This is a genomic window from Agromyces litoreus, from assembly GCF_040496015.1.
GTDB lineage: Bacteria > Actinomycetota > Actinomycetes > Actinomycetales > Microbacteriaceae > Agromyces > Agromyces litoreus.
Map to the genome: position 1 here is coordinate 1 of NZ_JBEPKA010000006.1, position 26,027 is coordinate 26,027.

Genomic DNA, 26,027 nt, shown 5'->3' on the forward strand with positions numbered 1-26,027 from the left:
GCGCCCCCGGGGGGGGGGGGGGGGGGGGGGGCCCCCGGGGGCCCCCCCACGGATCCGCCGCGCTCAGGGGGAACACCCACCGGACGCGGGTATCATCGGAACATCCGACCGTCCACGAGGAGCGATATGAGCGACACGATCACCGAAGCAACCCACGGCGTGAAGCTGAGCGAGCCGGCCGCCGACAAGGTGCGCAGCCTCCTCGGGCAGGAGGGTCGCGACGACCTTCGCCTGCGCGTCGCCGTCCAGCCCGGCGGATGCTCCGGCCTGATCTACCAGCTCTACTTCGACGAGCGCCTGCTCGACGGCGACGCCGTCGTCGACTTCAGCGGGGTCGAGGTCGTCGTCGACAAGATGAGCGTCCCGTACCTCGACGGCTCCACGATCGACTTCGAGGACACGATCCAGAAGCAGGGCTTCACCATCGACAACCCCAACGCGCAGGGCAGTTGCGCGTGCGGCGACTCGTTCCACTGATCGCCCCCGAGCACACCACACGAGGGAGACCGCTTCGGCGGTCTCCCTCGTCGCGTTTCCGCCCGCCGACGGGGCGTTTCGCAGCACATCCGCCTGAACGCGCGCTGATGGTGCACGAGCCGGGGGTCGAGTCGGAGTAGGCTAGGGCTGATCAATGCGCCTCGCTGAGAGGCGCCTTCGAATCTCCCGAAAGGTCACCGGTGCGTCACAATCGCCGTCTCCGATGGGCTGCTGTTCCGATCGCAGCGACGCTCAGTCTCGTCCTCGCCGGATGCACGCAGGCTCAGCTGAACGGATTCCTTCCCGGCTTCGTCGAGGGCGAGCCGCCCACGACCAACCACGCCGAGCGAGTCTCGGGCCTGTGGGTGACGTCGTGGATCGTCCTCCTGGTCGTCGGCGTGGTGACGTGGGGCCTGACCATCTGGGCCGTGATCGCGTACCGTCGCCGCAAGGGCCAGACCGGCCTGCCGGTCCAGCTGCGCTACAACATGCCGATCGAGGTGTTCTACACCGTCATCCCGCTGATCCTGGTGCTCGGCTTCTTCGCCTTCACCGCGCGTGACCAGCAGGCGATCGAGGCGCGGTTCCCCGAGGACCAGATCGACGTGAAGATCGAGGCGATCGCCAAGCAGTGGGCGTGGGACTTCAACTACGTCAACGAGGACGTGTACTCCGCCGGAATCCAGGCGCAGCTCGACGACGAGGGCCCCGCGGGTTCGGTCAAGCAGGAGGAGCTGCCGACGCTGGTGCTCCCGGTCGGCGCGAACGTCGAGATCGCGCTCGAGGCGCGCGACGTCATCCACTCGTTCTGGGTCGTCGACTTCCTCTACAAGAAGGACATGATCCCGGGCAAGACGAACTACATGTCGTTCGTGCCGGAGCGCGAGGGCACCTACGCCGGCAAGTGCGCCGAGCTGTGCGGCGAGTACCACTCGCTCATGCTCTTCAACGTCGAGGTCGTCTCGCAGGACGAGTACGACTCCTACATCGACTCGCTGCGCGCAGACGGCAACGACGGTCAGCTCTCCAAGGAGTACGACCGGAACACCAACCTGCCCGGCACGGGCGCGCCCGAACTGGAAGAGGAGCACGAAGGCGAATGAGCACCACCACCGCACCGGCTCGCCCCACCGCGTCGCAGCCGTTCGGCGCCGCCTCGGTCGAGCGCAAGGGCAACGTCCTCGTCAAGTGGATCACCTCCACCGACCACAAGGTCATCGGGTACCTGTACCTGATCACCTCCTTCGTCTACTTCTGCATCGCGGGCGTGATGGCCCTCATCATCCGTGCGCAGCTGTTCGAGCCCGGCCTCGAGGTCATCCAGACCCGTGAGCAGTACAACCAGCTGTTCACGATGCACGGCACGATCATGCTGCTGATGTTCGCGACGCCGCTGTTCGCCGGCTTCGCCAACGTCCTCATGCCGCTGCAGATCGGCGCGCCCGACGTGGCGTTCCCGCGCCTGAACGCGTTCGCCTACTGGGCGTTCAACTTCGGTTCGCTCATGGCGGTGGCCGGCTTCTTCACCCCGCAGGGCGCCGCGTCGTTCGGCTGGTTCGCCTATCAGCCACTCGCCTCCACGACGTTCTCGCCGGGCATCGGCGGCAACCTCTGGATGCTGGGCCTGGGGCTCTCGGGCTTCGGCACCATCCTCGGCGCGGTGAACTTCATCACGACCATCGTCACGATGCGCGCCCCGGGCATGACCATGTTCCGCATGCCGATCTTCACGTGGAACACCCTCGTGACCTCGATCCTCGTGCTCATGGCGTTCCCGGTCCTCGCCGCCGCCATCCTCGCGGCCGCCGCCGACCGCGTCTTCAACGCGCACATCTACGACGCCGCGAACGGCGGAGTGATCCTGTGGCAGCACCTGTTCTGGTTCTTCGGCCATCCCGAGGTCTACATCATCGCGCTGCCGTTCTTCGGCATCGTGTCGGAGATCTTCCCGGTGTTCAGCCGCAAGCCGATCTTCGGGTACAAGACCCTGGTCTACGCGACCATCGCGATCGCGGCCCTCTCGGTCACGGTGTGGGCGCACCACATGTACGTCACCGGTTCGGTGCTGCTGCCGTGGTTCGCGCTCATGACGATGCTCATCGCGGTTCCGACGGGCGTGAAGATCTTCAACTGGATCGGCACGATGTGGCGGGGCTCCATCACGTTCGAGACCCCGTTGATCTGGTCGCTCGGCTTCCTCATCACGTTCGTGTTCGGCGGCCTCACGGGTGTCATCCTCGCCTCCCCGCCACTGGACTTCCACGTCTCCGACACCTACTTCGTCGTCGCGCACTTCCACTACGTCGTCTTCGGGACGGTCGTCTTCGCGATGTTCGCCGGCTTCTACTTCTGGTGGCCGAAGTGGACCGGCAAGATGCTGAACGAGACGCTGGGCAAGTGGCACTTCTGGCTGCTGTTCATCGGCTTCCACACGACGTTCCTCATCCAGCACTGGCTGGGCGTCGTGGCCATGCCGCGCCGGTACTACTCGTACCTGCCGGAGGACAACATCACGTGGATGAACCAGCTCTCCACCATCGGCGCGTTCATCCTCGCGATCTCGCTGATCCCGTTCTTCCTGAACGTGTACCTCACGGCGCGACGCGCCCCGAAGGTGACCGTGAACGACCCGTGGGGGTACGGAGGTTCGCTGGAGTGGGCGACGAGTTGCCCGCCGCCGCGACACAACTTCACGTCGATCCCGCGTATCCGCTCGGAGCGCCCGGCGTTCGACCTGAACCACCCGGAGGCCGGGATCCCGGTCGGCATCGGGCCGGCGAAGGACGCTCCGCACGCCCCCGTCATCGACGCCGAGACCAAGGAAGTCAAGTAGATGCGCGTAAATGTCGTCCTGTTCTGGGTCCTCGCCGGGTTCTTCGCCCTGTCGGGTGCCGTGTACATCGTCTGGACGATGATCGACAGCCCCGTCAACCAGCCGGAGTGGGTCGGCCTGGTCGCCATCCTGCTCAGCGGCGTGCTGAGCGCGTTCATCGCGTTCTACCTGGGTCGCGTTCACAACGAGCAGGGCGGTGAGCTGCCCGAGGACCGCCTCGACGCGAACATCGACGACGGCGATGCGGAACTCGGCTTCTTCAGCCCGTGGAGCTGGTGGCCGATCCTGCTCGCCGCTTCGGCGGCGCTCGTCTTCCTCGGACTCGCCGTCGGCGTGTGGATCTCCTTCCTCGCCCTCGGCCCGGCCCTGATCAGCCTCGTCGGCTGGGTCTACGAGTACTATCGCGGCAACTTCGCCCGCTGAGCCCGACAGCTCAACGAAGGCCCTCGACGCCACCGGCGCGGGGGCCTTCGTCGTGCTCAGGGTCGGGAGGCGCTGACGACGCGCCAGCGGCCCGCGCGCACGACGTCGTCGAGCTCGAGTCCCCGGGAACGGAGCGCCGCGTAGAGGTCGGCCGGCGGGTGCGCGTACCCGCGGTACTCGCGATTCCGCAGCCGCATGAGCAGGTTGCCCAACGCGACCTCGACCCGGACGACCCAGGTTCGCGGAGGATGGCTGAAGACCACGGTGCGCCGCGCGTGGGTGGCGGCCGCCGAGAGCAGTTCGGCCGCGTGCGGGTAGCAGCACACGACCCGGTGGAGGATGACGTGGTCCGCGGCCGGGAGGTGTTCGCCGCCGGCGGCGAGGTCGATCCCGACGTACCGATGCGCCCGGTCCGCGGCGCCGAGCTCGTCGAGCAGCCGCTTCGCCGTCGCTTCGTAGGCGCCCGAGAGCTCGAGGTTCGTGGTCGAGGCCGCGCCGCGCCGGAGCAACTCGAGCTGGATCTCGCCGATGCCGCCACCGACCTCGAGGATGCTCGCGTCGGCGACCCCGGCTGCCGTGATCCGGTCCACGATGCGCTGCTCGGGGGCGGTCAGTCCCTTCCGCCGGTACCTGCGCGCGAGGCTTCGTGCGAAGCGCGCGTCGAAGACGGCGGCATAGCGTGCCTGGCCGGTACCGCAGCAGTCGTCCATGACCTCAGTATGCTCCGGTCGGCCGCGACCCCGACATGACGTCGGTCACGTGGACGGGCGTCGAGGTGCAGCGCGCTCAGGCGGAGTGCGCGAATCCGATCACGTCCACGTCGACCGTCACGACGCGCTCATCGCCGGTCGTCGGCTCCGGCGCTGCAGTGGACGTCGCCGCGTGATGGGCTGTCGGGCCCATTCCGCGCAATGCGTCGCGCATGGCGCCGTCGGCCACCAGACGGTGGGTCACGTGAGCGGAGTCGACGACGTCGAGACCGGCGGGCCGGAGCTGGTCGGCGACGGCAGCAGCCTTTTCGGCGGGGATGTCGAGGAGCGTGCCCTCCTCGCGGAGCTCGGCGAGATGCGAGGCACGAGGGACGACCACGACCAGGCGCCCGCCGGGTCGGAGCACGCGTGCGAACTCGGTCGGGTTCCGGGGCGCGAAGATGTCCAGGATCACGTCGGCGCTGCCGGTTCGCAGCGGCAACGGGCGCCAGATGTCGAGGACGACGCCCGTACTGCCCGGCGCGGCCCGCAGCGCCATCCTGACGGCGTCGGGGGAGCGGTCGGCGAGGAGCAGCCCGGCCGGGGGACCGGAATCGCTCAACCGCGCCGAGTAGTACCCGGTTCCACAGCCGAGGTCGGCGATGCGGCGCGTCCCTTCGGCGTCGCCGACGGCCGCCGCAGCGGCCATCGCCGCAACCGCGTCGGCGATGGGCGAGAACGCCCCGCGGTCGAGCAGCGCCGCGCGTGCGGTGAGCATCTCGCGATCGTCGCCGATGGTTCGAGGAGCACGCGGTGGCAGCAGCGTGAGGTAGCCGTGCTTGGCACGATCGAAGCGATGGCCGGACGCGCAACCGTAGACGCGATCCGCGACCGACTCGAGGTCGAGGAGACAGTTCGGGCACCGCAGCCACGTCGAGTCGATCGACATGGCGCGGTGCCCGAACCCAGGTGCTGTGCGGATCAGTGGTGCTGCGAGTGCGCGGCCTCGAGCTCGCCCTTCGTGACCGGCGCGATGCGGTCCTCGAAGAACCAGCGCGACATGCCGGCACGCAGTCGCTGGCCGACGGTGATCTTGCCGCGCTCGTTCGGACGCAGCATCAGCGGCTCGTACGACTCGTAGCTCACGAGCTTCCAGCGGTCGTACTCATCGAGGGGCTGGTGCACCTCGATGAACTCGCCGCCGGGGAGCTTCACGATGCGTCCCGACTCGTAGCCGTGCAGCACGATCTCGCGGTCCTTCTTCTGCAGCGCGATGCACACGCGCTTCGCGACGAAGTAGGCGACGATCGGCCCGAGGATGAGCAGGGCCTGGAGCGAGTGGATCACGCCCTCCATCGTCAGCTTGAAGTGCGTCGCGATGAGGTCGGAGCTGGCCGCCGCCCAGAGCACCGCGTAGAACGTGACGCCGGCGGCGCCGATCGCGGTGCGGGTGGGCGCGTTCCGCGGACGGTCGGCGATGTGGTGCTCGCGCTTGTCGCCCGTGACCCACGCCTCGATGAAGGGGTAGATGAGCACGGTGGCGATGAACAGCCCGAGTCCGACCAGCGGCACCAGGATGTTGAACGACCAGGTGCGATCGAACAGCACGAACTCCCAACCCGGCGGGATGAGGCGCAGCGCGCCGTCCGCGAAGCCGATGTACCAGTCGGGCTGCGTACCCGCCGACACGGGGGAGGGGTCGTAGGGGCCGTAGTTCCAGATCGGGTTGATCGTGAACAGGGACGCGATCAGCGCGAGGACGCCGAACACCAGGAAGAAGAATCCACCGGCCTTCGCCGCGTAGATCGGGAGGATCGGCGGGCCGACGGCGTTCATCTGCGTCTTGCCCGGTGCGGCGTACTGCGTGTGCTTGTGCACGACGACGAACATCAGGTGCAGCGCGATGAGCGCGAGCAGGATGACCGGCAGGAGCAGGATGTGGAGCGTGTAGAGGCGCCCGACGATCGTGGTGCCCGGGAACTCCCCGCCGAAGAGGAGGAAGGAGGTCCACGTGCCGATGAGCGGGATGCCCTTGATCATGCCGTCGATGATGCGGAGACCGTTGCCCGAGAGCAGGTCGTCCGGCAGCGAGTAGCCGGTGAAGCCCTCGCCCATCGCCAGGATGAACATCACGAAGCCGATGACCCAGTTGAGCTCGCGCGGCTTGCGGAACGCACCCGTGAAGAAGATGCGGAGCATGTGCAGGCCGATGGCGGCGACGAACATGAGCGCCGCCCAGTGGTGCATCTGGCGCACGAACAGGCCGCCGCGGATGTCGAAGGAGATGTCGAGCGTCGAGGCCATGGCCACCGACATCTCGACGCCCTTGAGCGGCACGTAGGAGCCCTCGTACTCGACCTCGGCCATGGAGGCCTGGAAGAAGAACGTCAGGAACGTACCCGTGATGAGGATGACGAGGAAGCTGAACAGCGCGACCTCGCCGAGGAGGAACGACCAGTGGTCGGGAAAGGCCTTGCGGCCCAGCTCCTTGACGAACGTCGAGATGCTGGTGCGCTCATCGACGTAGTTCGACGCGGCCGCCGTGAAGGTGCGGCGCTGCGGTGCGCGGGTGGTTGCGGTGCTCAATGACGCTCCCAGAAGCTCGGGCCCACGGGTTCGGAGAAGTCGCTCTGCGCGACGAGGTAGCCCTCGTCGTCGACCGTGATGGGCAGCTGCGGCAGGGGCCGGGCGGCCGGGCCGAAGATGACCTCGCAGTGGTTGGCCACGTCGAACTGCGACTGGTGGCACGGGCAGAGCAGGTGGTGCGTGTGCTGCTCGTAGAGGGCGACCGGGCAGCCGACGTGGGTGCAGATCTTGGAGTAGGCGACGATGCCGTCGTACGACCAGGACGCGCGTTCGGGGAGTTCGTTGAGCTCCTCGGGGTTCAGGCGCATGAGCAGGACTGCCGCCTTCGCCTTCTCCTCGAGTCGGCCGTGGTGCAGCTCGGCGAGGCCCTCGGGGATGACGTGGAATGCGCTGCCGATCGTGACGTCAGCCGCCTTGATGGGCACGCCCGACGGGTCGAGGGTCAGGCGGGCGCCTTCCTTCCACATCGTGTGGCTGAGCAGCTCGACCGGGTTCTCGTCCTGCGGGGCGAGGCCTCGGAAGAGCACGACGGCGGGAAGCGGGAAGACGAGCAGCGCACCGATGAGGCTGTTGCGGATCGCCGCCCGGCGGGTGAAGCCGGACTCGCGATCGGCGTCCTGGAACACCTGCACGGCGCCCTCGCGGGCCACCTCGTTGCCGCCGATCTTGTGGCGCTCGTCGACGAGCTCGATGTCGGTCATCACGGCCTTCGCCCAGTGGACGGCGCCGAATCCGATGCCGAGCAGGGCGAGCGCGGCGCCGAGACCGATGAACAGGTTGTTCAGGCGGACGTCGCCGACGTTGTTCGACTCCATCGGGAAGAGCATGTAGGCCGCGATGGCCCAGACGCTGCCGAGGATCGACAGGTAGAAGAGCGTGTAGACCGTCCGCTGCGCCCGCTTCTCCTTCTTCGGGTCCTCATCGGTGACCCGGGGGCGGTGCGGCGGGAAGCCGGGGTTCTCGAACACGTCCGTCTGGACGAGGGCGGTGCCCGTCTTGACGGCGGGGACGGTCTCGGCGTGCGACGAGTCGGCAGCGGCGAGTTCCGTGCCGCTGTGGTCGTCCTGTGCCATGGTTCTCCTTCTTCGCTTCTTCGGGGCGGCCTAGTTGGACTTCGCCGTGATCCACACGGTGAGGGCGACGACGGCGCCGAGACCGAAGATCCAGATGAACAGACCCTCCGCGACCGGGCCGAGCGAGCCGAGCTCGAATCCGCCGGGCGAACGGTTGTCCTGCACGTACTGCAGGTAGGTGATGATGTCGCGCTTGTCTTCCGGCGTGATGTTCAGGTCGTTGAAGACCGGCATGTTCTGCGGGCCGGTGACCATGGCCTCGTAGATGTGCACGCCCGAGACATCCGTCAGCGGGGGAGCGAACTTGCCCTCGGTGAGGGCGCCGCCGGCGCCCGCGACGTTGTGGCACATCGCGCAGTTGACGCGGAAGAGCTCGGCGCCGTTGGCGGCGTCGCCGCCGCCGTTGACGAGGCTGTCGGCGGGGATGTCGGGGCCGGGCCCGAGCGAGGCGACGTAGTAGGCGAGCTGCTTGACCTGCTCGTCGGTGAACTGCACCGGCTTCTGCTCGGCCTGCGGACCCTGCATCTGCATGGGCATGCGGCCGGTGCCGACCTGGAAGTCGACCGAGGCGGCACCGACGCCGATGAGGCTCGGACCCTCCGACGTGCCCTGCGCGTCGAGGCCGTGGCAGGTGGCGCAGTTCGCCTGGAAGAGCTTCTTGCCCTCCTCGATCGTCGTCTGCGACGTCGGCGAGGCCTCAGCCTGGGCGGTCGTGGTGCTGAGGGCGGCGTAGGCACCGCCGGTGAACACGAGGCCGAGCGCGAGCAGCGCGGCGGTGGCGAGCGGGTGCCGGCGGCCGGTGCGTCGCTTCGAGCGGTTCATTGATCTCTTCCTGTTCACGGACATTGCGGGGTCTGGCGCTCCTGACACGGGCTACTTGAGGACGTAGATGACGAGGAAGAGTCCGATCCAGACCACGTCGACGAAGTGCCAGTAGTACGACACCACGATCGCGCTGGTGGCCTCCTTGTGGCCGAAGTTCTTGACCGCGAAGACGCGGCCGAGCACGAGGAGGAAGGCGAGGAGTCCGCCGGTCACGTGCAGTGCGTGGAAGCCGGTGGTGAGGTAGAACGCGGACCCGTAGGCGTTGGAGTCGAGCGCGATGCCCTCGGAGACGAGCTGGGCGTACTCGAGCGACTGGCCGGCGACGAAGATCGCGCCCATGACGTAGGTCACGAAGAACCACTCGACCATGCCCCAGTCGCGCAGCTTCCAGCTCGTGCGGTGCGGCTGCATGCGCTCGGCCGCGAACACGCCGAACTGGCACGTGAACGAGGACGCGACGAGGATCAGCGTGTTGACGAGTGCGAACGGGACGTTGAGTCGGCCCGCCTCGAAGTCCCACAGCTCGGGGGACGTCGATCGCAGCGTGAAGTAGATCGCGAAGAGGCCCGCGAAGAACATGACCTCGCTGCCAAGCCACACGATCGTGCCGACCGCGACGGTGTTCGGCCGCTTGATCGCGGGCGCGCTCGTCTGAAACGTCATTGAGGTGCTCGTCACAGACACCATTATGGCTGATCCTCGGACGTGTTTTCGGACGGGGCGGGTCCGGATCCCACGATTGTCGCCGACGAGGCCGACGTCCGGCTGGTCGCAACCCGTGAAAACGCCCGGAAACGACGCGGATAGGATCATTCCCATGCCCACCACGCGCACCTGGCCGGATGTCCTGAACGCCCTCCTCGAGGGCGAAGACCTCAGCGTGTCGGATGCCGCCTGGTGCATGGAGCAGGTCATGACCGGCGTCGCGACCGACGCGCAGCTGGCCGCCTTCCTGGTGGCGCTCCGGGTGAAGGGCGAGACCGTCGACGAGATCGTCGGGTTCCGCGACGCCATCCTCGAGCACGCGGTGGAGCTCACGGTCGACCCGATGGCGCTCGACATCGTCGGCACGGGCGGCGACCGCTTCGGCACCGTGAACGTCTCGACGATGGCCTCGATCGTCTGCGCGGCGGCGGGCGTCCCCGTGGTGAAGCACGGCAACCGCGCCGCGAGCTCGGCGTCCGGCTCGTCCGACGTCCTCGGCGCGCTGGGCGTCGACCTGACGATGTCGGCTCCCCGCGTCGCCGAGGTGCTCGACGAGGCCGGCATCACGTTCGCCTTCGCCGCGGCGTTCCATCCGGGGTTCAAGCACGCCGGCCCGGTCCGCTCCCAGCTCGGCGTCCCGACGGTCTTCAACTTCCTCGGCCCACTGTGCAACCCCGCCCGACCCGAGGCCTCGGCGGTCGGCGTGGCGCAGCTCGACCGCGTGCCGCTCATCGTCGGCGTCTTCCAGACGCGCGGTGCGACCGCGCTGGTGTTCCGAGGGGACGACGGGCTCGACGAACTGACGACCACTGGCCACAGCCACATCTGGGAGGTGTCCCGCGGCACGGTCAAGGAGCACGACCTCGACCCGCGCGAGCTGGGGATCCCACGCGCGAGCATCGACCAGCTCCAGGGCGGGGACGCGCAGCACAACGCGGCCATCGTCCACGAGGTGCTCGGCGGGGCTCGCGGGCCGGTGCGCGACATCGTCGTGCTCAATGCCGCGGCGGGCCTCGTCGCGTTCGAGCTGGCGAACGATCCGTCGCAGTTCCAGCGGACGATCCTGGAGCGGTTCCACGAGAAGATGGCCGTCGCCGAGGGCGCGATCGACAGCGGCGCCGCGGCGCGCAAGCTCGACGAGTGGGTGACCGCGACGCGGCGCTGACCCACGGGGGAGCGGCTCCGTCCGATCGGCGGGGAGCCGCCCCGCACGACGACGGGGCCCCGCCGAAGCGGGACCCCGTCGGTCAGGAGGCGATCACTGCACGTCGTCGTCCACCCAGTCGAAGGTCTTCGTGACGGCCTTCTTCCAGAGACGGAGCTGACGCTCGCGCTCGTCGGCGTCCATCTGCGGCTCCCAGCGACGGTCCTCCTGCCAGTTGGCGCGGAGGTCGTCGAGACCCGACCAGAACCCGGTGGCCAGGCCGGCCGCGTACGCGGCGCCGAGCGCGGTCGTCTCGGCGACGACCGGCCGGACGACCGGCACGCCCAGGATGTCGGCCTGGAACTGCATGAGCGTGTTGTTCGCGATCATGCCGCCGTCGACCTTGAGCTCGGTCAGGTCGACGCCCGAGTCGGCGTTCACCGCATCCAGGACCTCGCGGGTCTGGAACGCGGTCGCCTCGAGTGCCGCCCGCGCGATGTGCCCCTTGTTCACGTAGCGGGTCAGGCCCACGAGCGCGCCGCGCGCATCCGGACGCCAGTACGGGGCGAAGAGCCCCGAGAAGGCGGGCACGAAGTACGCGCCGCCGTTGTCCTCGACGGACTTCGCCAGCTCCTCGACCTCCGGTGCGCTCGAGATGATGCCGAGGTTGTCGCGCAGCCACTGCACGAGCGACCCCGTCACCGCGATCGCGCCCTCGAGGGCGTAGTGCGCGGGCTCGTCGCCCAGCTTGTACCCGAGCGTCGTGAGCAGCCCGTTCTTCGAGTGGACGATCTCGGTGTCCGTGTTGAAGATCAGGAAGTTGCCCGTGCCGTACGTGTTCTTCGACTCGCCCTGGTCGAACGCCGCCTGGCCGAAGGTCGCGGCCTGCTGGTCGCCGAGGATGCCGGCAACCGGCACCTCGCGGAGCAGGCTCGAGGACTCGACGTTGCCGTAGACCTCCGAGGAGGACTTGATCTCCGGCATCATCGAGCGCGGTACGCCGAACGTCTCGAGGATGTCGTCGCGCCAGGAGAGCGACTCGAGGTCCATGAACATCGTGCGGCTCGCGTTGGTGACATCCGTCGCGTGCACGCCGCCGTCGACGCCGCCGGTGAGGTTCCAGAGCACCCAGCAGTCGGTCGTGCCGAACAACAGGTCGCCGGCCTCCGCCTTCTCGCGCGCGCCGTCGACGTTCTCGAGGATCCACACGATCTTGGTGCCCGAGAAGTACGTCGCGAGCGGCAGGCCCACGTCCTGCTTGAAGCGCTCGACCCCGCCGTCGGCCGCGAGGCGGTCGACGATCGGCTGGGTGCGCGTGTCCTGCCAGACGATCGCGTTGTACACGGGCTCGCCCGTGTTCTTGTCCCACACGACCGCGGTCTCGCGCTGGTTGGTGATGCCCACCGCGGCGACGTCGTGACGGGTGAGGTCGGCCTTGCCGAGGGCCTGGCCGATCACCTCGCGCGTGTTCTTCCAGATCTCCATGGGGTCGTGCTCGACCCAGCCCGCCTTGGGGAAGATCTGCTCGTGCTCGAGCTGCCCGGTCGAGACGATCGAGCCCGAGTGATCGAAGATGATCGCTCGCGTGCTCGTCGTTCCCTGGTCGATCGCCAGGATGTAGTCAGCCATGTCCGATGCGTCCTCTCTGTCGCAATGGTCGGATCCGCCCGTCCGCCGGCGAGTGGCCTCGTCGGGACGTCCGGGCGTGAACGGGGACCGGTCAGGCGACCGGCCCCCGGCGAGGTCAGGTCAGGACGGGGAGGGCGATCAGGGCCACCCACCCGGCCAGCACGCCGCCGATGATCGGGCCGACGACGGGCACCCAGGAGTAGCTCCAGTCGCTGCCGCCCTTGCCCGCGATCGGCAGGATCGCGTGCGCGATGCGCGGGCCCAGGTCGCGGGCCGGGTTGATCGCGTAGCCGGTCGGGCCACCGAGGGAGGCGCCGATGCCGATGACCAGCAGCGCCACGGGCAGCGCGCCGAGCGCGGCCAGGCCCGAGGCGTCGCCGTTGCGGCCGAAGCCGATGACGACGAACACCAGCACGAACGTGCCGATGATCTCGGTCACGAGGTTCCACGCGTAGCTGCGGATCGCAGGACCGGTCGAGAACACCGCGAGCTTGGTCGCCGGCTCGGGCTCCTCGTCGAAGTGCTGCTTGTACGCGAGCCACGCGACCACCGCGCCGAGGATGGCGCCGATCAACTGCGCGCCGATATAGGTGAGCACCGTGAGCGCATTCACGGGAGCGGTCGTCCCGAGTCCGGCGTTGCCGAACTCGGTCGCGCCGTTGGCGACCAGTCCGAGCGTGACGGCGGGGTTGATGTGCGCGCCCGAGGCGTAGCCCACGATGACGCCGGCGAAGACCGCGAGGCCCCAGCCGATGTTCACCATCAGGAATCCGCCGTTGAAGCCCTTGTTCTTGACCAGGGCCACGTTGGCCACGACTCCGCACCCGAGGAGCACCAGCATCGCGGTGCCGACGAGTTCGGAGAGGAACAGCACTCCGAGATTGTCCACGTTGACCTTCCCATCCTTTTCGCCACTGCCCGAGGGCCGCGCCCAAGGGCGGATCTGCGGCCCACCCTACTCGCGCGGTGGAGACGCACGGAAGGGCACACGGCAAAAGGCGGAGAGCCCTTTCATCATCGCCACGGCCCGGAGTAGCGTGGCCGCGGAGTGCCGTGTCGATGTCGACGCCGACTTGCCCGACGCGCGCGGCCAAGGGGAAGGGACCAGTTCGTGAAGAAGATCATCAACGATCCCAAGCACGTCGTGGACGAGTCCGTCGCGGGGTTCGGCCTCGCGCACGCCGACCTGGTGAAGGTCGAGACCGATCCGATCCACGTCGCGCGAGCCGACGCGCCGGTGTCCGGCAAGGTCGGACTCGTCTCGGGAGGTGGCAGCGGCCACGAGCCGCTGCATGCGGGCTACGTGGGCCACGGCATGCTCGACGCCGCGGTGCCCGGTGCGGTCTTCACCTCGCCGACGCCGGACCCGATCCTGGCGGCCACGAAGGCCGTGGACGGCGGCAAGGGGGTGCTGCACATCGTCAAGAACTACACGGGCGACGTCCTGAACTTCGAGACGGCGGCCGACCTCGCCGCGGCGGACGGCATCGAGGTGCGCGCGGTGGTCACCAACGACGACGTCGCGGTGAAGGACTCGCTCTACACGGCCGGACGCCGCGGCGTCGGCGGCACCGTGCTCGTCGAGAAGATCGCGGGTGCGGCGGCGGAGCGGGGCGACTCGCTCGACCAGGTCGCCGAGATCGCCGAACGCGTCAACGCGAACGCGCGCTCGATGGGGATGGCCCTGACGCCCTGCACCGTCCCGCATGCCGGCGAGCCGAGCTTCACGCTCGCCGACGACGAGATCGAGATCGGCATCGGGATCCACGGCGAGCCCGGGCGCGAGCGCATCAAGATGGAGCCGGCCGACGCGATCGTCGACCGCCTGATCACGCCGATCATCGAGGACCTGCCCTACTCCGGCGGGGACCGCGTCCTGCTCTTCGTGAACGGCATGGGCGGCACGCCGCAGATCGAGCTCTACATCGCGTACCGGCGGGCGGCCGAGGTGCTGGCCGAGCAGGGCATCACGGTCGAGCGGTCGCTCGTGGGCAACTACATCACCTCGCTCGAGATGCAGGGCTTCTCGATCACGCTCCTGAAGCTCGACGACGAGATGGTCGAGCTCTGGGACGCGCCGGTGCACACCGCAGCGCTGCGGTGGGGCCGGTAGGGCGGCCGCGGTGGGTCTGGACATCACCTGGGCGGTGGACTGGGTCAGGCGGGGAGCGGAGACGCTGTCCGAGCACCGGGTCGAGCTGATCACGCTGGACCGGGAGATCGGCGACGGCGACCACGGCGAGAACATGGACCGCGGATTCCAGGCGGTCCTGCCGAAGCTGGACGACCTCCCGGCCGGATCCACGCCGGCCGACGTGCTGAAGACCGTCGCGACGACGCTCATCTCCACGGTCGGCGGCGCGGCGGGTCCGCTCTACGGGACGGCGTTCCTCAAGGGGTCGATGGCGATCGGAGGCGAGTCGTCGATCGATGCGGCCGGCGTCGCCACCATGCTCGAGGCCGCGCGCGACGGCATCGTCGCGCGCGGCAAGGCCGAGTCGGGCGACAAGACCATGGTCGACGCCTGGACGCCCGCAGTCGACGCCGCTCGCACCGCTGCGGACGGCGGCGCGAGCGCCGCTGAGACGCTGCGCGCTGCGGCCGATGCCGCGGCCGAGGGCGCGGTGGCGACCGAGCCCCTCGTGGCCCGGAAGGGCCGGGCCAGCTACCTCGGCGAACGCTCGGCGGGGCACCGCGACCCTGGTGCGCAGTCCACCGCGTACCTGCTCGAGGCGGCGGCAGCTGCGGCGACGAACGGGACCAGTGCCTGACATGGGGTCGGACCCTCGGGTCGGCATCGTCGTCGTCTCGCATTCGGAACTCATCGCTCGGGGCGTCGTCGAACTGGCCGGCCAGATGGCCGAGCACGTTCGCATCGAACCGGCGGGCGGAACCGACGACGGACGGATCGGAACGAGCTTCGACCGGGTGACGGCCGCCGTCACCGCGGCCGACGCCGGGTCGGGGGCCGTGGTGCTGTGCGACCTGGGCTCGGCGATCCTGACCACGGAGACGGCGCTGGACTTCCTCGACGACGACCAGCGCGCACGCGTGCTGATCGCGGACGCGCCGCTCGTGGAGGGTGCGGTGGCGGCATCCGTCGCCGCCGAGTCCGGGGACGACCTCGACCACGTGCTCCGGGCGGCGGAGTCGGCCGGCGGGGGAGGGGCGGGCGCTTCGGAGCCCGCCCCTCGCGCCGCCGGGCCGACCGCGTCCACCATCAGCCGGACCGTCACGCTCGTGAACGCCGACGGACTCCACGCGCGGCCCGCCGCGGAGTTCGTCAAGCTCGCGAGCACGTTCCCGCAGCGCGTCGAGGTGAACGGGATCGATGCGAAGAGCCTGCTCGCGATCATGGCGCTCGGCCTGGTCAAGGGGGACCGGATCGAGATCACGTCCGACGATCCCGACGGCGATCGCGCGGTCGAGGCTCTGGCGTCGCTCGCCGAATCCGGCTTCGGCGAGCACTGAGACGGCACGGCGATCCGCGAGCGCCGAGGGATGCTCGCGTTCGAGCGCTCCCGAGGAGTACCATCGGCGCCATGGCACGCGAAGAAGCGGGCCCCGACGCTCGAAACGCCTTCACGCGATTCTTCGATCGTGTGGACCGGGTGATGACGCCGGCGTTCGAGTCGCCGAGGATGGCCCCAGAAGAACCCGACGACCGCAGTCATTCGGGGGAGAAGCCGTGTCCGCTCTGCGGGCACCCGATGTTCGAGCACACGATCGACGAGTCGACGCCGAACGTGCTCCTCGAATGCCCGACGGAGGACCGTCTTCCCGAGCCTGCCGCGAGCGGGCCGTTGAACGAGTTCGGGATGCCGGCGAGTGAGGCGCGCAGGGAGAAGCTGAGGCGCCACGAGGACGCCTGAGGCGCACCGCGGTCGGCGCGGGCGTCGTCATCCCGCGCGGAGACGAGTTCGTCGCGCAGCAGGTCGGTGCGTATTCATCGTGAAGTCGCTTCACGATGTCGGAGCGGCGTGGTGGCGCGCCGCAGCGGCGCCGTCCGTCGCCGAGGTCCGGCCGCCGATCGTGCGGCCGCAGCCACGATGAGCGCTGCGTCGCCGGCTCGTCGGTTTGACCAGGCGCGGGCGATCGGCCACCCGCGAGGGGAGTCCGCGATCGTCGCTCCCACGACTGAACGGACATAATGTACATTATCGGCGACACTCTCGGATGCGGGATCCGACGCGATGTCACCGGGATCAGCCGGGCGACTCCGCCACGCCCGGGCCGTGCGTGGCCGCCCCGTAGGCGCGTTCCTCGGCCTGTGCGATGGACCAGGCGGCGTTCACGAGTCCGACGTGGCTGAACGCCTGCGGGAAGTTGCCGAGCAGCTCGCCGGTGCTCGGATCGACCTCCTCCGCGAGCAGGCCGACGTCGTTCACGAAGGCGATCGCGCGCTCGAACACCTCCCGGGCCTCGTCGAGGCGATCGCCCTCGGCCAGCACCCTGGCGAGCCAGAACGTGCACAGTAGGAAACTGCCCTCGTGCCCGTCGAGGCGATCGACCGAGCGACCGCTGTCGTAGCGGCGCACGAGACCGTGGTCGTCGACGAGCCCCGCCCGGACGGCGTCCACGGTCGAGCGCACGCGCGCGTCGTCCGCCGGGAGGAAGCCGACGAGCGGGAGCATGAGCGCCGAGGCGTCGAGGTCGTCGGAGCCGAACGACTGCGTGAACGCCCCGAGCCGCTCGTTCCAGCCGTCGGTCAGGATCGCCGCCCTGATCTCCTCGGCGGTGCGGCGCCATCCGTCGACCCGGTCGGTCGCCTCCAGCGACTCGGCCATCGCGATCGCCCGCTCGAGGGCCACCCAGCACATCAGCTTGGAGAACAGGTAGTGGCGCGGTTCACCCCGGATCTCCCAGATGCCGTGGTCCGGGCGCTGCCACCGGTCGGCCGCCGTCTCGGCGAGGTCGACGAGGAATCGCCGCAACTCGGGATCGAACGGCGCGAGCGTGCGCTCGAGCAGCCTGGCCGCATCGAGCAGTTCGCCGTACACGTCGAGCTGCGCCTGATCCCAGGCTCCGTTCCCGATCCGCACCGGGGCGCTCCCCCGCCATCCGGACCAGTGCGGCAGGTCGCGTTCGGTGAGCTCGCGCTCGCCCTCGACGCCGAAGACGATCTGCAGGTGGCTCGACGGCAGCGCGGCTCCCCCGGCCATCGTCACGTACTCGAAGAACTGGTTCGCCTCGTCGGGGCAGGCGGCCACCCACAGCGCGCGAAGCGTGAAACTCGCGTCGCGCACCCAGGCGTACCGGTAGTCCCAGTTGCGCTCCCCGCCGACGACCTCGGGCAACGAGGTCGTCGCGGCGGCGATGATCGCCCCGGTCGGCTGATAGCTCAGGGCCTGCAGCACCCGGCCCGAGTGGTGCACGAGCTCCATCCACGGTCCCCGGTAATGCTGGTGCAGCCTCGACCAGGCGCGCCAGCCCTCCGCGGTCGCCTCCAGCGCCGCCTCGATCTCGTCCTCCTCGAGCACTCGCGGTTCGGGCTCGGCCGTGGTGGTGAACCGAACGGCCATCGCCTCCGACTGCCCGGCCTCGAGTCGGAACCGCGCGCGGACGAGACCGTCGCCGTCATCGAGCCCGACCCTCGTCGAGAGCGTCATCACGGCGTCGCCGCCGCGCGCCCGCGCGCCGCCGACCACGCGCTCCACGTGCGGGACCACCGTCCCGTACCCCGGACGCGGTCGGAACTCCATCTCGAGCTCGACGGCACCGGACACGCATCGCGCGATGCGGATCAGGCTGTGCGGAGCCGCCTCTCCGAGTGCGTGCGGATCGCGCGACGGGCCGACGTCCAGAGCCTCGACGATCTCGAAGGTCCCGCCCTCGGTGCCATACGTGCTGCGGAGCACCATCGTCTCCGCGACGTACTCGCGCTCCACCGACATCGGCTCGGCCGAACGGATCCACCAGTGCCCGGCGTCGTCGTCGAGCAGCGTGGCGAACACCGACGGACTGTCGAAGCGGGGCGCGCAGAACCAGGCGACGCAGCCGTCGTTCGTGACGATGGCGGCGGAACGCCGGTCCGAGAGCAGCGCATGGCCGCCGATGGGCAGGTCGCTCATGCTCGCACCGCTCCCCTCGTGCGGCGCCGGGGCTTCCCGGCGCCGTGCACCAGTCTGCCCCCGGTCAGCCGACGGCGCGCCGGACGAGCGCCACGATCCGCTCCTCTGCCGATGCGGTGAGCTCCGTGATCGCGAACGACGTGGGCCATATCTCCCCATCGTCCAGGGCTGCGACGTCGTTGAACCCGAACGTGGAGTACCGCGCGTTGAACTTCGCGGCCGGCTGGAAGAAGCAGAGCACCTTCCCATCCTTCGCGTACGCCGGCATCCCGTACCAGGTCTTGGGTTCGAGCTCCGGAGCAGCCTCGGTGATCAGCGCGTGCAGCCGCTCGGCCATCTCGCGCTCGGTGCCCTCCATCTCGGCGACCTTCTCCAGGAGGTCGGCGGTGCCGTCCTTCTTCCTGCCGCGTCGGACCTCCTTGGCCCGATCCTTCATCGCAGCGCGCTCCTCGGCCGTGAAGCCCTCGCCGTCCTCCTCGCGCGTGCGGGCCGTCTTCTCAGCCATCGCCGATCCCTTCATCTCGTCTCGTTCCGGTCTCCGTGGCGGTATCCGCGACCGAGACCGCGGTACGCGTCGCCCTGGGCGTTCTGGACGACGGGGCCAGGTCGCGGGAGTACACCACTCCCCCGGCCTCGTACGCCGAGTGCAGGCACATGGTTGATCCTCTCTATACGGGGAGGGGGTATCACGCGCCGACGTAGTCGGCGAGATGCTCCCCGGTCAGCGTCGGGCGGTGTGCGACGAGGTCCGCGGGCGTGCCCTCGAAGACGATCCGCCCGCCATCGTGACCGGCCCCCGGTCCGAGGTCGATGATCCAGTCCGCGTGCGCCATGACCGCCTGGTGGTGCTCGATGACGATCACCGTCCTCCCCGAGTCGACCAGGCGGTCGAGGAGCCGCAGCAGGTTGTCGACGTCGGCGAGGTGCAGGCCCGTGGTGGGCTCGTCGAGCACGTAGACCTCGCCCGTCTCCCCCATCGCGATGGCGAGCTTGACCCGCTGCCGCTCGCCGCCCGACAGCGTCGACAGCGGCTGCCCGAGGCTGAGGTAGCCGAGCCCGACGTCCTCGAGCCGGCCGAGGATCTTCGCCGCGGCCGGGATCTTCGCCTCCCCCGTCGAGAAGAACTCGCGCGCCTTCGCGACGGGCAGGTCGAGCACCTCGGTGATGTCCAGCCCGCCGAGCGTGTACTGCAGCACCCCGGATTGGAATCGCTTCCCGCCGCAGTCCTCGCACGGCGTCTCGATCGTGTCCATGAACCCGAGCTCGGTGACGATCACGCCGGCGCCCTTGCACGTCGGGCACGCGCCCTCGGAGTTCGCGCTGAAGAACGCGGGCTTCACGCCGTTCGCCTTCGCGAACGCCTTGCGGATCGGGTCGAGCAGCCCCGTGTAGGTCGCCGGGCTGCTGCGACGGGACCCCTTGATGGCGCCCTGGTCGATGGCGACGACGCCGTCGCGGGGCGAGACGGATCCATGGATGAGCGAGCTCTTCCCCGATCCGGCGACCCCCGTCACGACCGTGAGGACCCCCAGCGGGATGTCGACGTCGACGCCCCTGAGGTTGTGCTCCCGGGCGCCGCGCACCTCGATGGCGCCCGATGGGACGCGCACCGAGGGCTTGACCGAAGCGCGATCGTCGAGGTGCCGACCGGTGACCGTGGTGCTCGCCTTCAGTTGCTCGACCGTGCCCTCGAAGCCGATCTCGCCGCCCTCCCGCCCGGCGCCCGGCCCGAGGTCGACGACGTGGTCGGCGATCGTGATGGTCTCGGGCTTGTGCTCGACCACGAGCACGGTGTTGCCCTTGTCGCGCAGTCGGAGCAGGAGCGCGTTCATGCGCTCGATGTCGTGCGGGTGCAGGCCGATCGTCGGTTCGTCGAACACGTAGGTGACATCCGTCAGCGACGACCCGAGGTGCCGCAGCATCTTGATGCGCTGCGCCTCCCCGCCGGACAGCGTGCCCGACGGGCGCTCGAGGCTCAGGTACCCGAGCCCGAGCGTGACGAAGGCGTCGAGGTTCGCACCCAGCGCCTCGAGCAGCGGACCGGCATCGGGTCGATCGAGCGTGCGCACCCACTCGGCGAGGTCGGTCACCTGCATCCGGCACGCATCGGCGATGCTCACGCCGTCGATGCTCGACGAGCGGGCCGCGTCGGTGAGGCGGGTGCCGTCGCACTCCGGGCAGCGGGCGAACGTCGCGACGCGTTCGACGAACGCCCGTACGTGCGGTTGGAGCGCCTCGAGGTCCTTCGAGAGCATCGACTTCGTGATCTTCGGGATCAGTCCCTCGTACGTCATGTTGATGTTCTGGACTCGGACCTTGCGCTGCTCGCTGTAGAGCAGGGCGTGCCGTTCCTTCTCCGTGAACTGCGCGATCGGCTTGTCGGGGTCGTAGAAGCCCGACTCGGCGAAGCCGCGCACCATCCAGCCGTCCGCCGTGTAGCCGGGCACCATGATCGCTCCCTCGCGCAACGACCGGCTCTCGTCGATCACCTGCGAGAGGTCGAGGTCCGACACCGACCCGCGCCCCTCGCAGCGCGGGCACATGCCGCCGAGGTACACGACGTCGCGGACGATCGTCTTGTCGCCGGTCGCCGAGGTCATGACCCCGCTGGCCTTCTGCGTCGGGATGTTGAACGAGAACGCGGTGGGCCCGCCGATGTGCGGTTCGCCGAACCGGCTGAACAGGATGCGCAGCATGGCGTTGGCGTCGGTGACCGTGCCGACCGTCGAACGGGGGTTCGCACCGAGTCGCTCCTGGTCGACGATGATCGCGGTCGTGAGCCCCTCCAGGACGTCGACGTCCGGGCGCGGCACCGAGGGCATGAAGCCCTGCACGAAGGCGCTGTACGTCTCGTCGATGAGCCGGCGCGATTCGGCGGCGATCGTGTCGAACACGAGCGAGCTCTTGCCGGACCCGGAGACCCCGGTGAACACCGTCAGCCGACGCTTCGGGAGCTCGACCGAGACGTCCTTCAGGTTGTTCTCGCGAGCCCCGCGCACCCGGATGCGATCGTGCGCGTCGGCCCGGACCGGCTCCGATGCGCCGCGGTTCGAGGTGGTCGTCATCGTCTCTCCATCGGTTCGGGTCGCGGGGTCGTCACGAGGGTGCGCGGCAGCGGCATCCGGCCCGCCCGTCAGGCCGCCTGCTGGATCCGGATCAGGTTCCCCGCCGGATCGCGGAACGCGCAGTCCCGGAGCCCGTACGGCTGGTCGACCGGTTCCTGGACCACCTCGGCACCCGCGGCCTCCAGGCGCGCGAACGTCTCGTCGAGGTCCGTGGCCGCGAGGTTCACGCCGAAGTAGCTGCCCTTCGCGATGATCTCGAGGATGGCGCGGCGATCGTCGTCGCTCATCCCCGGCCCGACGCCCGGCGGGTGCAGGACGATGGCCGTGTCGGGCTGGTCGGCCGGGCCCACCGTGATCCAGCGCATCCCCTCGTAGCCGACGTCGTTGCGCACCGCGAAGCCGAGCACGTCGCGATAGAAGGCGAGCGAGGCCTCCGCGTCGAGGTGCGGCAGGAAGCTCGAGTGGATCGTGATCGTCATGGCTGCCACGCTAGCCGCGCTCACCGACCCCCGCTTCTCGATTCCTGACCGGTCTGGTGACCTGCTTCGCCACGCACGGGAGCATCCCGAGGGTGGCGCCGGCGTACCGCTCGCGGTAGACGCTCGGCGGAACCCCGACGAGCTCGCTGAACCGCGTGCTGAACGTGCCGAGCGACGAGCCGCCGACCGCGATGCACACCTCGGTCACGGTGAGGTCGCCCCGGCGCAGGAGCGCCATCGCGCGCTCGATGCGGCGCGTCATCAGGTAGGAGTAGGGGGATTCGCCGAACGCCTCCCGGAACCGGCGGCTCAGGTGCCCCGAGGACATGTTCGCTCCGCGAGCGAGCGCCTCGACGTCGAGCGGCTGGGCGTGGTCCCGGTCGATGCGGTCGCGCACCCGCCGCAGCGCCGCGAGGTCGCGCAGATCGGCGTGTGCGGTGGTCACGTGCGCGATGCTGCCACGCGGGCCGGTCGAAGTCCAGCGTCGCCATGCGCGCGGGCCCGACGTCACGCGACGCGGGCGCACGCGGTGCGACAATGACGCCATGGGCACCGGGAAGGTCGCGTTCGTCCTCGGCGGAGGCGGCGTGCTCGGAGCCGTGCAGGTCGGCATGCTGCGCGCCGTGCTCGAACGCGGCATCCGGCCCGACCTGGTCGTCGGAACCTCGATCGGCGCGATCAACGGCGCGATCATCGCCGCCGACCTCGACCGGGCGCTCGAGCGTCTGGAGGCGGCCTGGAGTTCGCGCGACGCGCGGGTCCTGACCTCGGGGATGGGACTGCGCCCGGGGCGCGCGCACGTGATGTCGACCGACCCGCTCCGCCGCCTGCTCGAGGGCGGCCTCGAGGGCGCGCATCGGTTCGAGGACCTCTCGGTCGAGTTCCGCTGCTGCGCGGCGAGCGTCGAGCGCGCCGCCGAGCACTGGTTCACGGCCGGGCCGCTGGTGCCGGCGGTGCTCGCGTCGTCGGCGCTGCCCGGGGTCTTCCCGGCCGTGCGCATCGGCGACGAGCACTTCGTCGACGGCGGGATCGTGAACTCGATCCCCGTCGGCGAGGCGGATGACGCCGGCGCCACCGAGATCTACGTCATGCAGGTCGGCCGGGTCGAGCATCCGCTCGCCCCGCCGCGCACGCAGATCGACAACGCGCGCGTCGCCTTCGAGATCTCGCGGCGGCACCGGTTCGCGCGCGACCGCGCGCGCCTCGCCGACGGGACCCGCCTGCACGTCCTGCCCACCGGCACCCCGTCCGCCCGGTCGAACCGAATCTCGCGCAACCTCACCCCGGCCGCGATCCGCCGGCGGATGGAGGCCGCGCATGCCGCGGCCTCGGCCTACCTCGACGACGAGCCCGGCGTCGCCGACGGGACCGGACGGGGAGCGGGCTGATGCGCCTGCCGCCGAAATGGGTGCGCCGGGCGATCCTCGCGCCACTGGTCGTGATCGCCGCGCTGGCCCTGACGGCCCTGCTGCCGCTGTGGCTGCTCGTCGCCTCGATCCTCTCGCTCGCCGTGCGGCCGCGACTGCGCGCCCCGCGACTGTTCTGGATGGCCTACATCTACCTGCTGTGGGACGCGACCGCGCTCGTCGTGCTGTTCGCGCTCTGGATCGCCTCCGGGTTCGGCTGGCGCCTCCACTCCCCCGGCTTCCAGCGGATGCACTACCGGTTCGTGGCCCGCATGCTCGCCTGGCTGTTCTGGAACGCGCACTGGGCGCTGCGCCTCGAGATCGACGTGCGCGTGCCGGCGGGGTTCCACGACGACGACGCGCCCCGGATCATCGCCAGCCGGCACGCCGGCCCCGGCGACTCGTTCATCCTGATCCACGCGGTGCTGCACTGGTTCGACCGCTCGCCGCGCATCGTGCTCAAGGACTCCCTGCAATGGGATCCGGCGATCGACGTCGTGCTGAACCGCCTGCCGAACCGATTCATCGCCCCGCCGCCGGTCGGCGCCGCACGGCGTCCGGGCGACAGGGGCGTCCAGCAGCGCGTCCGGGAACTCGCCGCGGACATGGGCGAGCGCGACGCCCTCGTGATCTTCCCCGAGGGCGGCAACTTCACGCCGGAACGACGCGCGCGGGCGATCGACCGCCTCCGCGCCGCGGGCCTCGGCGCCGCCGCCGATCGGGCGGAGCAGCTCATGAACGTCATGGCGCCGCGGCCGGGCGGCTTCTTCGCGGCGCTCGACGCCGCGGACGACGCGGACGTCTTCCTCGTGGCGCACACGGGTCTCGACCGCATCCGGTCGATCGCGGACGTCTGGCGGGAACTGCCGACGGACAAGACGATCACGATGCAGTTCTGGAACATCCCCCGCGCCGAGATCCCGGAGGATCACGACGAGCGCACCGATTGGCTCATGGACGAGTGGCAGCGCATCGACGACTGGATCGAGGACCGTCGGCCGGACGAGGACCCGGCGGGAGCGGGCCCGGCCGTCACGGCCGGCGACGGGCCCGACCCGCGACACGCCGACTGAGGGACCAAGGGCTCCCCCGGCGCGCGCCTCGCTGGGAATAGCCTGAACCCGAGCGCGGCACCCGGGTCGCGCCGGAAGGAGTCGGAATGTCCTCTCCGCAGTCCCCCAGCATGTTCGGAGCGTTCGCGTTCGACGCGAACGAGTTGACGAAATCGACCGTGAACGCGATCCGCATCGCGCTCGGCGTCGGCGGCGTGGTCTCGCTGATCATCGGCGTGTTCATCACCTTCTGGCCGGAGCGGTCGGCCGTCGTCCTCACGATCCTCCTGGCGATCTACTTCCTCATCGCCGGACTCGCGTACGTGGGCCTCGGGCTGTTCTCACGGGGGATCTCCGGCGGCGCCAGGGCGCTCGACATCATCCTCGGCGTCCTGTTCATCATCGGCGCCGTGATCATGTTCTCGAACCCGACCGAGAGCGCGGTCGTGATCGGGATCTTCCTGGGAGTGCTCATCGGCATCCTGTGGATCATCGAGGGCGTCGTCGCCCTCGCCCAGTCGGGCAGCTCGGGCTCGCGGGGCTGGAGCATCTTCTTCGGCATCCTCAGCCTGGTCGCGGGCATCATCCTGCTCTTCTCGCCCCTCTGGGGCGCCGCGGTGCTGTTCATCGTCGCGGGCATCGCGCTGATGGTCCTCGGGATCTTCCAGATCATCCGCGCGTTCACCTTCGGAAGGGGCATCGAGCTCTCCTCGTGACCTCGTCGGACGCGACGAGGGCGGCACCGGTCCGATGGACCGGTGCCGCCCTCGTGTCGGTGCGGATCGCGAGTGGACTCAGCCCTCGCGCGAGAAGCCGGAGGTGTCGCCGACGTACCGGGTGTGATCGGCGGGGATCGGGTCCAGCGCCGCCGACGCGACCTCGGCCGCGAACTCCGAGACGTTGTAGAGGCGACCGGCGTCCTCCTTGCGGGCGGCGATCGCACCCGGGTTCGCGCGCTCGAGCAGCGTGGCCGTGATCGTGCCCTCGATCATGTCGCCGGAGACGACGACGAACTCGACGCCGCGCTCCTGGAACTCGGGCAGCTTCTCGCGGAGCGCATCCTCGCCGGCGCGCTTGGAGAGCGCCACGGGCTCGTACTCGGGCATCGTGGGCGTCGTGCGGATGAAGTGCGCCTGGTGGCTGGTGACGAAGACGATGCGCGCGCCGTCGGCCAGGTGCGGGAGCGCGTTGTCGACGACGTTGACCTGCGCATCGCGGTTGAGGCGCATGGCGTAGTCCTCTCCCATCCCGGTCTCCATGCCGCCGGAGGCGTTCAGCACGAGCACGTCGACGGGCCCGAACTCGGCGGTCGCACGCTCGAACATGGCGCGGACCGAGTCGGAGTCGGTGAGGTCGGCGCCCACCGCGATCGCCCGGCCGCCTGCCCCGGTGATCTCGCCGACGATCTTCTCGGCGCGCGGTGCCTTGCTGCGGTAGTTGATGACGACCGACGCGCCGGCCTCCGCGAGGTAGCGGGCGGTGTCGGCGCCGATGCCGCGGGACGAGCCCGTGACGAGGGCGACGCGGCCGTCGAGCGATCCGGGGGCGAGCGGGTTGGTCACGATGGGGC

Annotated in this window: 26 protein-coding genes; 12 read left to right on the forward strand and 14 right to left on the reverse strand. The window is 69.7% G+C overall.

Annotation, left to right across the window (positions count from 1 at the left end):
- Positions 1-126: 126 nt before the first annotated feature.
- From ABME01_RS06235 to ABME01_RS06250, 4 genes are all read left to right on the forward strand, one after another.
- Complete coding sequence (locus ABME01_RS06235) at positions 127-477, forward strand: HesB/IscA family protein (protein ID WP_353827512.1); 351 nt, start codon at positions 127-129, stop codon at positions 475-477.
- 200 nt (positions 478-677) lie between these two features.
- A complete protein-coding gene (gene ctaC / locus ABME01_RS06240) occupies positions 678-1,580 on the forward strand; it encodes an aa3-type cytochrome oxidase subunit II (protein ID WP_353827513.1) in 903 nt (300 codons plus the stop codon).
- Positions 1,577-3,310, forward strand: a complete 1,734-nt coding sequence (gene ctaD, locus ABME01_RS06245) for an aa3-type cytochrome oxidase subunit I (RefSeq protein WP_353827514.1) — start codon at positions 1,577-1,579, stop codon at positions 3,308-3,310. Before ctaC ends, ctaD begins: the two co-directional genes overlap by 4 nt.
- A complete protein-coding gene (locus tag ABME01_RS06250) occupies positions 3,311-3,733 on the forward strand; it encodes a cytochrome c oxidase subunit 4 (RefSeq protein ID WP_353827515.1) in 423 nt (140 codons plus the stop codon). It begins immediately after the preceding gene.
- A 56-nt stretch (positions 3,734-3,789) separates the two neighbouring features.
- Here the strand turns inward: ABME01_RS06250 and ABME01_RS06255 are convergent, their stop codons facing one another.
- The 6 genes from ABME01_RS06255 to ctaE all read right to left on the reverse strand — a co-directional run bounded on the left by ABME01_RS06255 (position 3,790) and on the right by ctaE (position 9,593).
- Complete coding sequence (locus ABME01_RS06255; protein ID WP_353827516.1) at positions 3,790-4,443, reverse strand: class I SAM-dependent methyltransferase; 654 nt, start codon at positions 4,441-4,443, stop codon at positions 3,790-3,792.
- 76 nt (positions 4,444-4,519) lie between these two features.
- On the reverse strand, positions 4,520-5,371 hold the full coding sequence (locus ABME01_RS06260) for a putative RNA methyltransferase (protein WP_353827517.1): 852 nt from the start codon (positions 5,369-5,371) through the stop codon (positions 4,520-4,522).
- Positions 5,372-5,403: 32 nt separating this feature from the next.
- A complete protein-coding gene (qcrB, locus tag ABME01_RS06265) occupies positions 5,404-7,008 on the reverse strand; it encodes a cytochrome bc1 complex cytochrome b subunit (protein ID WP_353827518.1) in 1,605 nt (534 codons plus the stop codon).
- Positions 7,005-8,081 carry a cytochrome bc1 complex Rieske iron-sulfur subunit gene (qcrA, locus tag ABME01_RS06270; RefSeq protein ID WP_353827519.1) on the reverse strand — a complete coding sequence of 359 codons (1,077 nt, stop codon included), beginning with the start codon at positions 8,079-8,081 and terminating at the stop codon, positions 7,005-7,007. Before qcrA ends, qcrB begins: the two co-directional genes overlap by 4 nt.
- Before the next feature lie 30 nt (positions 8,082-8,111).
- Complete coding sequence (gene qcrC / locus ABME01_RS06275; protein ID WP_353827520.1) at positions 8,112-8,903, reverse strand: cytochrome bc1 complex diheme cytochrome c subunit; 792 nt, start codon at positions 8,901-8,903, stop codon at positions 8,112-8,114.
- 51 nt (positions 8,904-8,954) lie between these two features.
- Positions 8,955-9,593, reverse strand: a complete 639-nt coding sequence (gene ctaE / locus ABME01_RS06280) for an aa3-type cytochrome oxidase subunit III (protein WP_353827521.1) — start codon at positions 9,591-9,593, stop codon at positions 8,955-8,957.
- A gap of 130 nt (positions 9,594-9,723) precedes the next feature.
- On the opposite strand from ctaE, the gene trpD reads away from it, so the two are divergent.
- A complete protein-coding gene (trpD, locus tag ABME01_RS06285; RefSeq protein WP_353827522.1) occupies positions 9,724-10,776 on the forward strand; it encodes an anthranilate phosphoribosyltransferase in 1,053 nt (350 codons plus the stop codon).
- A 93-nt stretch (positions 10,777-10,869) separates the two neighbouring features.
- Here trpD and glpK read toward each other — a convergent pair whose 3' ends face one another.
- Together glpK and ABME01_RS06295 are read right to left on the reverse strand one after the other, a co-directional pair.
- Positions 10,870-12,384 (reverse strand): glycerol kinase GlpK, encoded by a 1,515-nt coding sequence (gene glpK, locus ABME01_RS06290; protein WP_353827523.1) that lies wholly within the window; start codon positions 12,382-12,384, stop codon positions 10,870-10,872.
- A 115-nt stretch (positions 12,385-12,499) separates the two neighbouring features.
- Positions 12,500-13,225 carry an MIP/aquaporin family protein gene (locus ABME01_RS06295; RefSeq protein WP_436407413.1) on the reverse strand — a complete coding sequence of 242 codons (726 nt, stop codon included), beginning with the start codon at positions 13,223-13,225 and terminating at the stop codon, positions 12,500-12,502.
- Positions 13,226-13,495: 270 nt separating this feature from the next.
- On the opposite strand from ABME01_RS06295, the gene dhaK reads away from it, so the two are divergent.
- The 4 genes from dhaK (at position 13,496) to ABME01_RS06315 (ending at position 16,256) form a co-directional block, all read left to right on the forward strand.
- Entirely contained in the window at positions 13,496-14,497 is a 1,002-nt protein-coding gene (gene dhaK / locus ABME01_RS06300) for a dihydroxyacetone kinase subunit DhaK (RefSeq protein ID WP_353827525.1), read from the forward strand.
- 10 nt (positions 14,498-14,507) lie between these two features.
- Positions 14,508-15,155 carry a dihydroxyacetone kinase subunit DhaL gene (dhaL, locus tag ABME01_RS06305; protein ID WP_353827526.1) on the forward strand — a complete coding sequence of 216 codons (648 nt, stop codon included), beginning with the start codon at positions 14,508-14,510 and terminating at the stop codon, positions 15,153-15,155.
- Between the two features lies 1 nt (position 15,156).
- Positions 15,157-15,855: a dihydroxyacetone kinase phosphoryl donor subunit DhaM gene (gene dhaM / locus ABME01_RS06310; RefSeq protein WP_353827527.1), complete on the forward strand. Its 699-nt coding sequence runs from the start codon at positions 15,157-15,159 to the stop codon at positions 15,853-15,855.
- A 143-nt stretch (positions 15,856-15,998) separates the two neighbouring features.
- On the forward strand, positions 15,999-16,256 hold the full coding sequence (locus ABME01_RS06315; protein ID WP_353827528.1) for a hypothetical protein: 258 nt from the start codon (positions 15,999-16,001) through the stop codon (positions 16,254-16,256).
- A gap of 333 nt (positions 16,257-16,589) precedes the next feature.
- Here the strand turns inward: ABME01_RS06315 and ABME01_RS06320 are convergent, their stop codons facing one another.
- The 5 genes from ABME01_RS06320 to ABME01_RS06340 form a co-directional block, all read right to left on the reverse strand.
- Positions 16,590-18,455, reverse strand: coding sequence for a glycoside hydrolase family 15 protein (locus ABME01_RS06320; RefSeq protein WP_353827529.1), 1,866 nt, complete (start codon positions 18,453-18,455; stop codon positions 16,590-16,592).
- Between the two features lie 64 nt (positions 18,456-18,519).
- Positions 18,520-18,960, reverse strand: coding sequence for an iron chaperone (locus ABME01_RS06325; RefSeq protein WP_353827530.1), 441 nt, complete (start codon positions 18,958-18,960; stop codon positions 18,520-18,522).
- 181 nt (positions 18,961-19,141) lie between these two features.
- Positions 19,142-21,520 (reverse strand): ATP-binding cassette domain-containing protein, encoded by a 2,379-nt coding sequence (locus ABME01_RS06330; protein WP_353827531.1) that lies wholly within the window; start codon positions 21,518-21,520, stop codon positions 19,142-19,144.
- 68 nt (positions 21,521-21,588) lie between these two features.
- On the reverse strand, positions 21,589-21,999 hold the full coding sequence (locus tag ABME01_RS06335) for a VOC family protein (protein ID WP_353827532.1): 411 nt from the start codon (positions 21,997-21,999) through the stop codon (positions 21,589-21,591).
- Between the two features lie 10 nt (positions 22,000-22,009).
- Entirely contained in the window at positions 22,010-22,444 is a 435-nt protein-coding gene (locus ABME01_RS06340; RefSeq protein ID WP_353827533.1) for a helix-turn-helix transcriptional regulator, read from the reverse strand.
- 100 nt (positions 22,445-22,544) lie between these two features.
- On the opposite strand from ABME01_RS06340, the gene ABME01_RS06345 reads away from it, so the two are divergent.
- From ABME01_RS06345 to ABME01_RS06355, 3 genes are all read left to right on the forward strand, one after another.
- The gene (locus tag ABME01_RS06345; protein WP_353827534.1) at positions 22,545-23,387 is read left to right on the forward strand and encodes a patatin-like phospholipase family protein; all 843 of its coding nucleotides are present in this window, start codon (positions 22,545-22,547) and stop codon (positions 23,385-23,387) included.
- Positions 23,387-24,478, forward strand: a complete 1,092-nt coding sequence (locus ABME01_RS06350; protein WP_353827535.1) for a 1-acyl-sn-glycerol-3-phosphate acyltransferase — start codon at positions 23,387-23,389, stop codon at positions 24,476-24,478. The genes ABME01_RS06345 and ABME01_RS06350 overlap by 1 nt, the downstream gene beginning before the upstream one ends.
- An 86-nt stretch (positions 24,479-24,564) precedes the next feature.
- Entirely contained in the window at positions 24,565-25,173 is a 609-nt protein-coding gene (locus ABME01_RS06355) for an HdeD family acid-resistance protein (protein ID WP_353827536.1), read from the forward strand.
- Between the two features lie 78 nt (positions 25,174-25,251).
- Here ABME01_RS06355 and ABME01_RS06360 read toward each other — a convergent pair whose 3' ends face one another.
- Entirely contained in the window at positions 25,252-26,019 is a 768-nt protein-coding gene (locus tag ABME01_RS06360; protein WP_353827537.1) for an SDR family oxidoreductase, read from the reverse strand.
- Positions 26,020-26,027: the final 8 nt, after the last annotated feature.

What these genes read in the sequence shown, in the direction of transcription:
- dhaM (WP_353827527.1), top strand. Translation starts at nt 15,157, where the DNA reads ATGGGGTCGGACCCTCGGGTCGGCATCGTCGTCGTCTCGCATTCGGAA.
- ABME01_RS06255 (WP_353827516.1), bottom strand. Translation starts at nt 4,443, where the DNA reads ATGGACGACTGCTGCGGTACCGGCCAGGCACGCTATGCCGCCGTCTTC.
- ctaD (WP_353827514.1), top strand. Translation starts at nt 1,577, where the DNA reads ATGAGCACCACCACCGCACCGGCTCGCCCCACCGCGTCGCAGCCGTTC.
- ABME01_RS06330 (WP_353827531.1), bottom strand. Translation starts at nt 21,520, where the DNA reads ATGACGACCACCTCGAACCGCGGCGCATCGGAGCCGGTCCGGGCCGAC.
- glpK (WP_353827523.1), bottom strand. Translation starts at nt 12,384, where the DNA reads ATGGCTGACTACATCCTGGCGATCGACCAGGGAACGACGAGCACGCGA.
- ABME01_RS06260 (WP_353827517.1), bottom strand. Translation starts at nt 5,371, where the DNA reads ATGTCGATCGACTCGACGTGGCTGCGGTGCCCGAACTGTCTCCTCGAC.
- ABME01_RS06250 (WP_353827515.1), top strand. Translation starts at nt 3,311, where the DNA reads ATGCGCGTAAATGTCGTCCTGTTCTGGGTCCTCGCCGGGTTCTTCGCC.
- ABME01_RS06315 (WP_353827528.1), top strand. Translation starts at nt 15,999, where the DNA reads ATGACGCCGGCGTTCGAGTCGCCGAGGATGGCCCCAGAAGAACCCGAC.
- ABME01_RS06350 (WP_353827535.1), top strand. Translation starts at nt 23,387, where the DNA reads ATGCGCCTGCCGCCGAAATGGGTGCGCCGGGCGATCCTCGCGCCACTG.
- qcrA (WP_353827519.1), bottom strand. Translation starts at nt 8,081, where the DNA reads ATGGCACAGGACGACCACAGCGGCACGGAACTCGCCGCTGCCGACTCG.
- qcrC (WP_353827520.1), bottom strand. Translation starts at nt 8,903, where the DNA reads ATGAACCGCTCGAAGCGACGCACCGGCCGCCGGCACCCGCTCGCCACC.
- trpD (WP_353827522.1), top strand. Translation starts at nt 9,724, where the DNA reads ATGCCCACCACGCGCACCTGGCCGGATGTCCTGAACGCCCTCCTCGAG.
- ABME01_RS06335 (WP_353827532.1), bottom strand. Translation starts at nt 21,999, where the DNA reads ATGACGATCACGATCCACTCGAGCTTCCTGCCGCACCTCGACGCGGAG.
- ctaE (WP_353827521.1), bottom strand. Translation starts at nt 9,593, where the DNA reads ATGGTGTCTGTGACGAGCACCTCAATGACGTTTCAGACGAGCGCGCCC.
- ABME01_RS06295 (WP_436407413.1), bottom strand. Translation starts at nt 13,225, where the DNA reads ATGCTGGTGCTCCTCGGGTGCGGAGTCGTGGCCAACGTGGCCCTGGTC.
- ABME01_RS06320 (WP_353827529.1), bottom strand. Translation starts at nt 18,455, where the DNA reads ATGAGCGACCTGCCCATCGGCGGCCATGCGCTGCTCTCGGACCGGCGT.
- ABME01_RS06235 (WP_353827512.1), top strand. Translation starts at nt 127, where the DNA reads ATGAGCGACACGATCACCGAAGCAACCCACGGCGTGAAGCTGAGCGAG.
- ABME01_RS06355 (WP_353827536.1), top strand. Translation starts at nt 24,565, where the DNA reads ATGTCCTCTCCGCAGTCCCCCAGCATGTTCGGAGCGTTCGCGTTCGAC.
- ABME01_RS06345 (WP_353827534.1), top strand. Translation starts at nt 22,545, where the DNA reads ATGGGCACCGGGAAGGTCGCGTTCGTCCTCGGCGGAGGCGGCGTGCTC.
- ABME01_RS06325 (WP_353827530.1), bottom strand. Translation starts at nt 18,960, where the DNA reads ATGGCTGAGAAGACGGCCCGCACGCGCGAGGAGGACGGCGAGGGCTTC.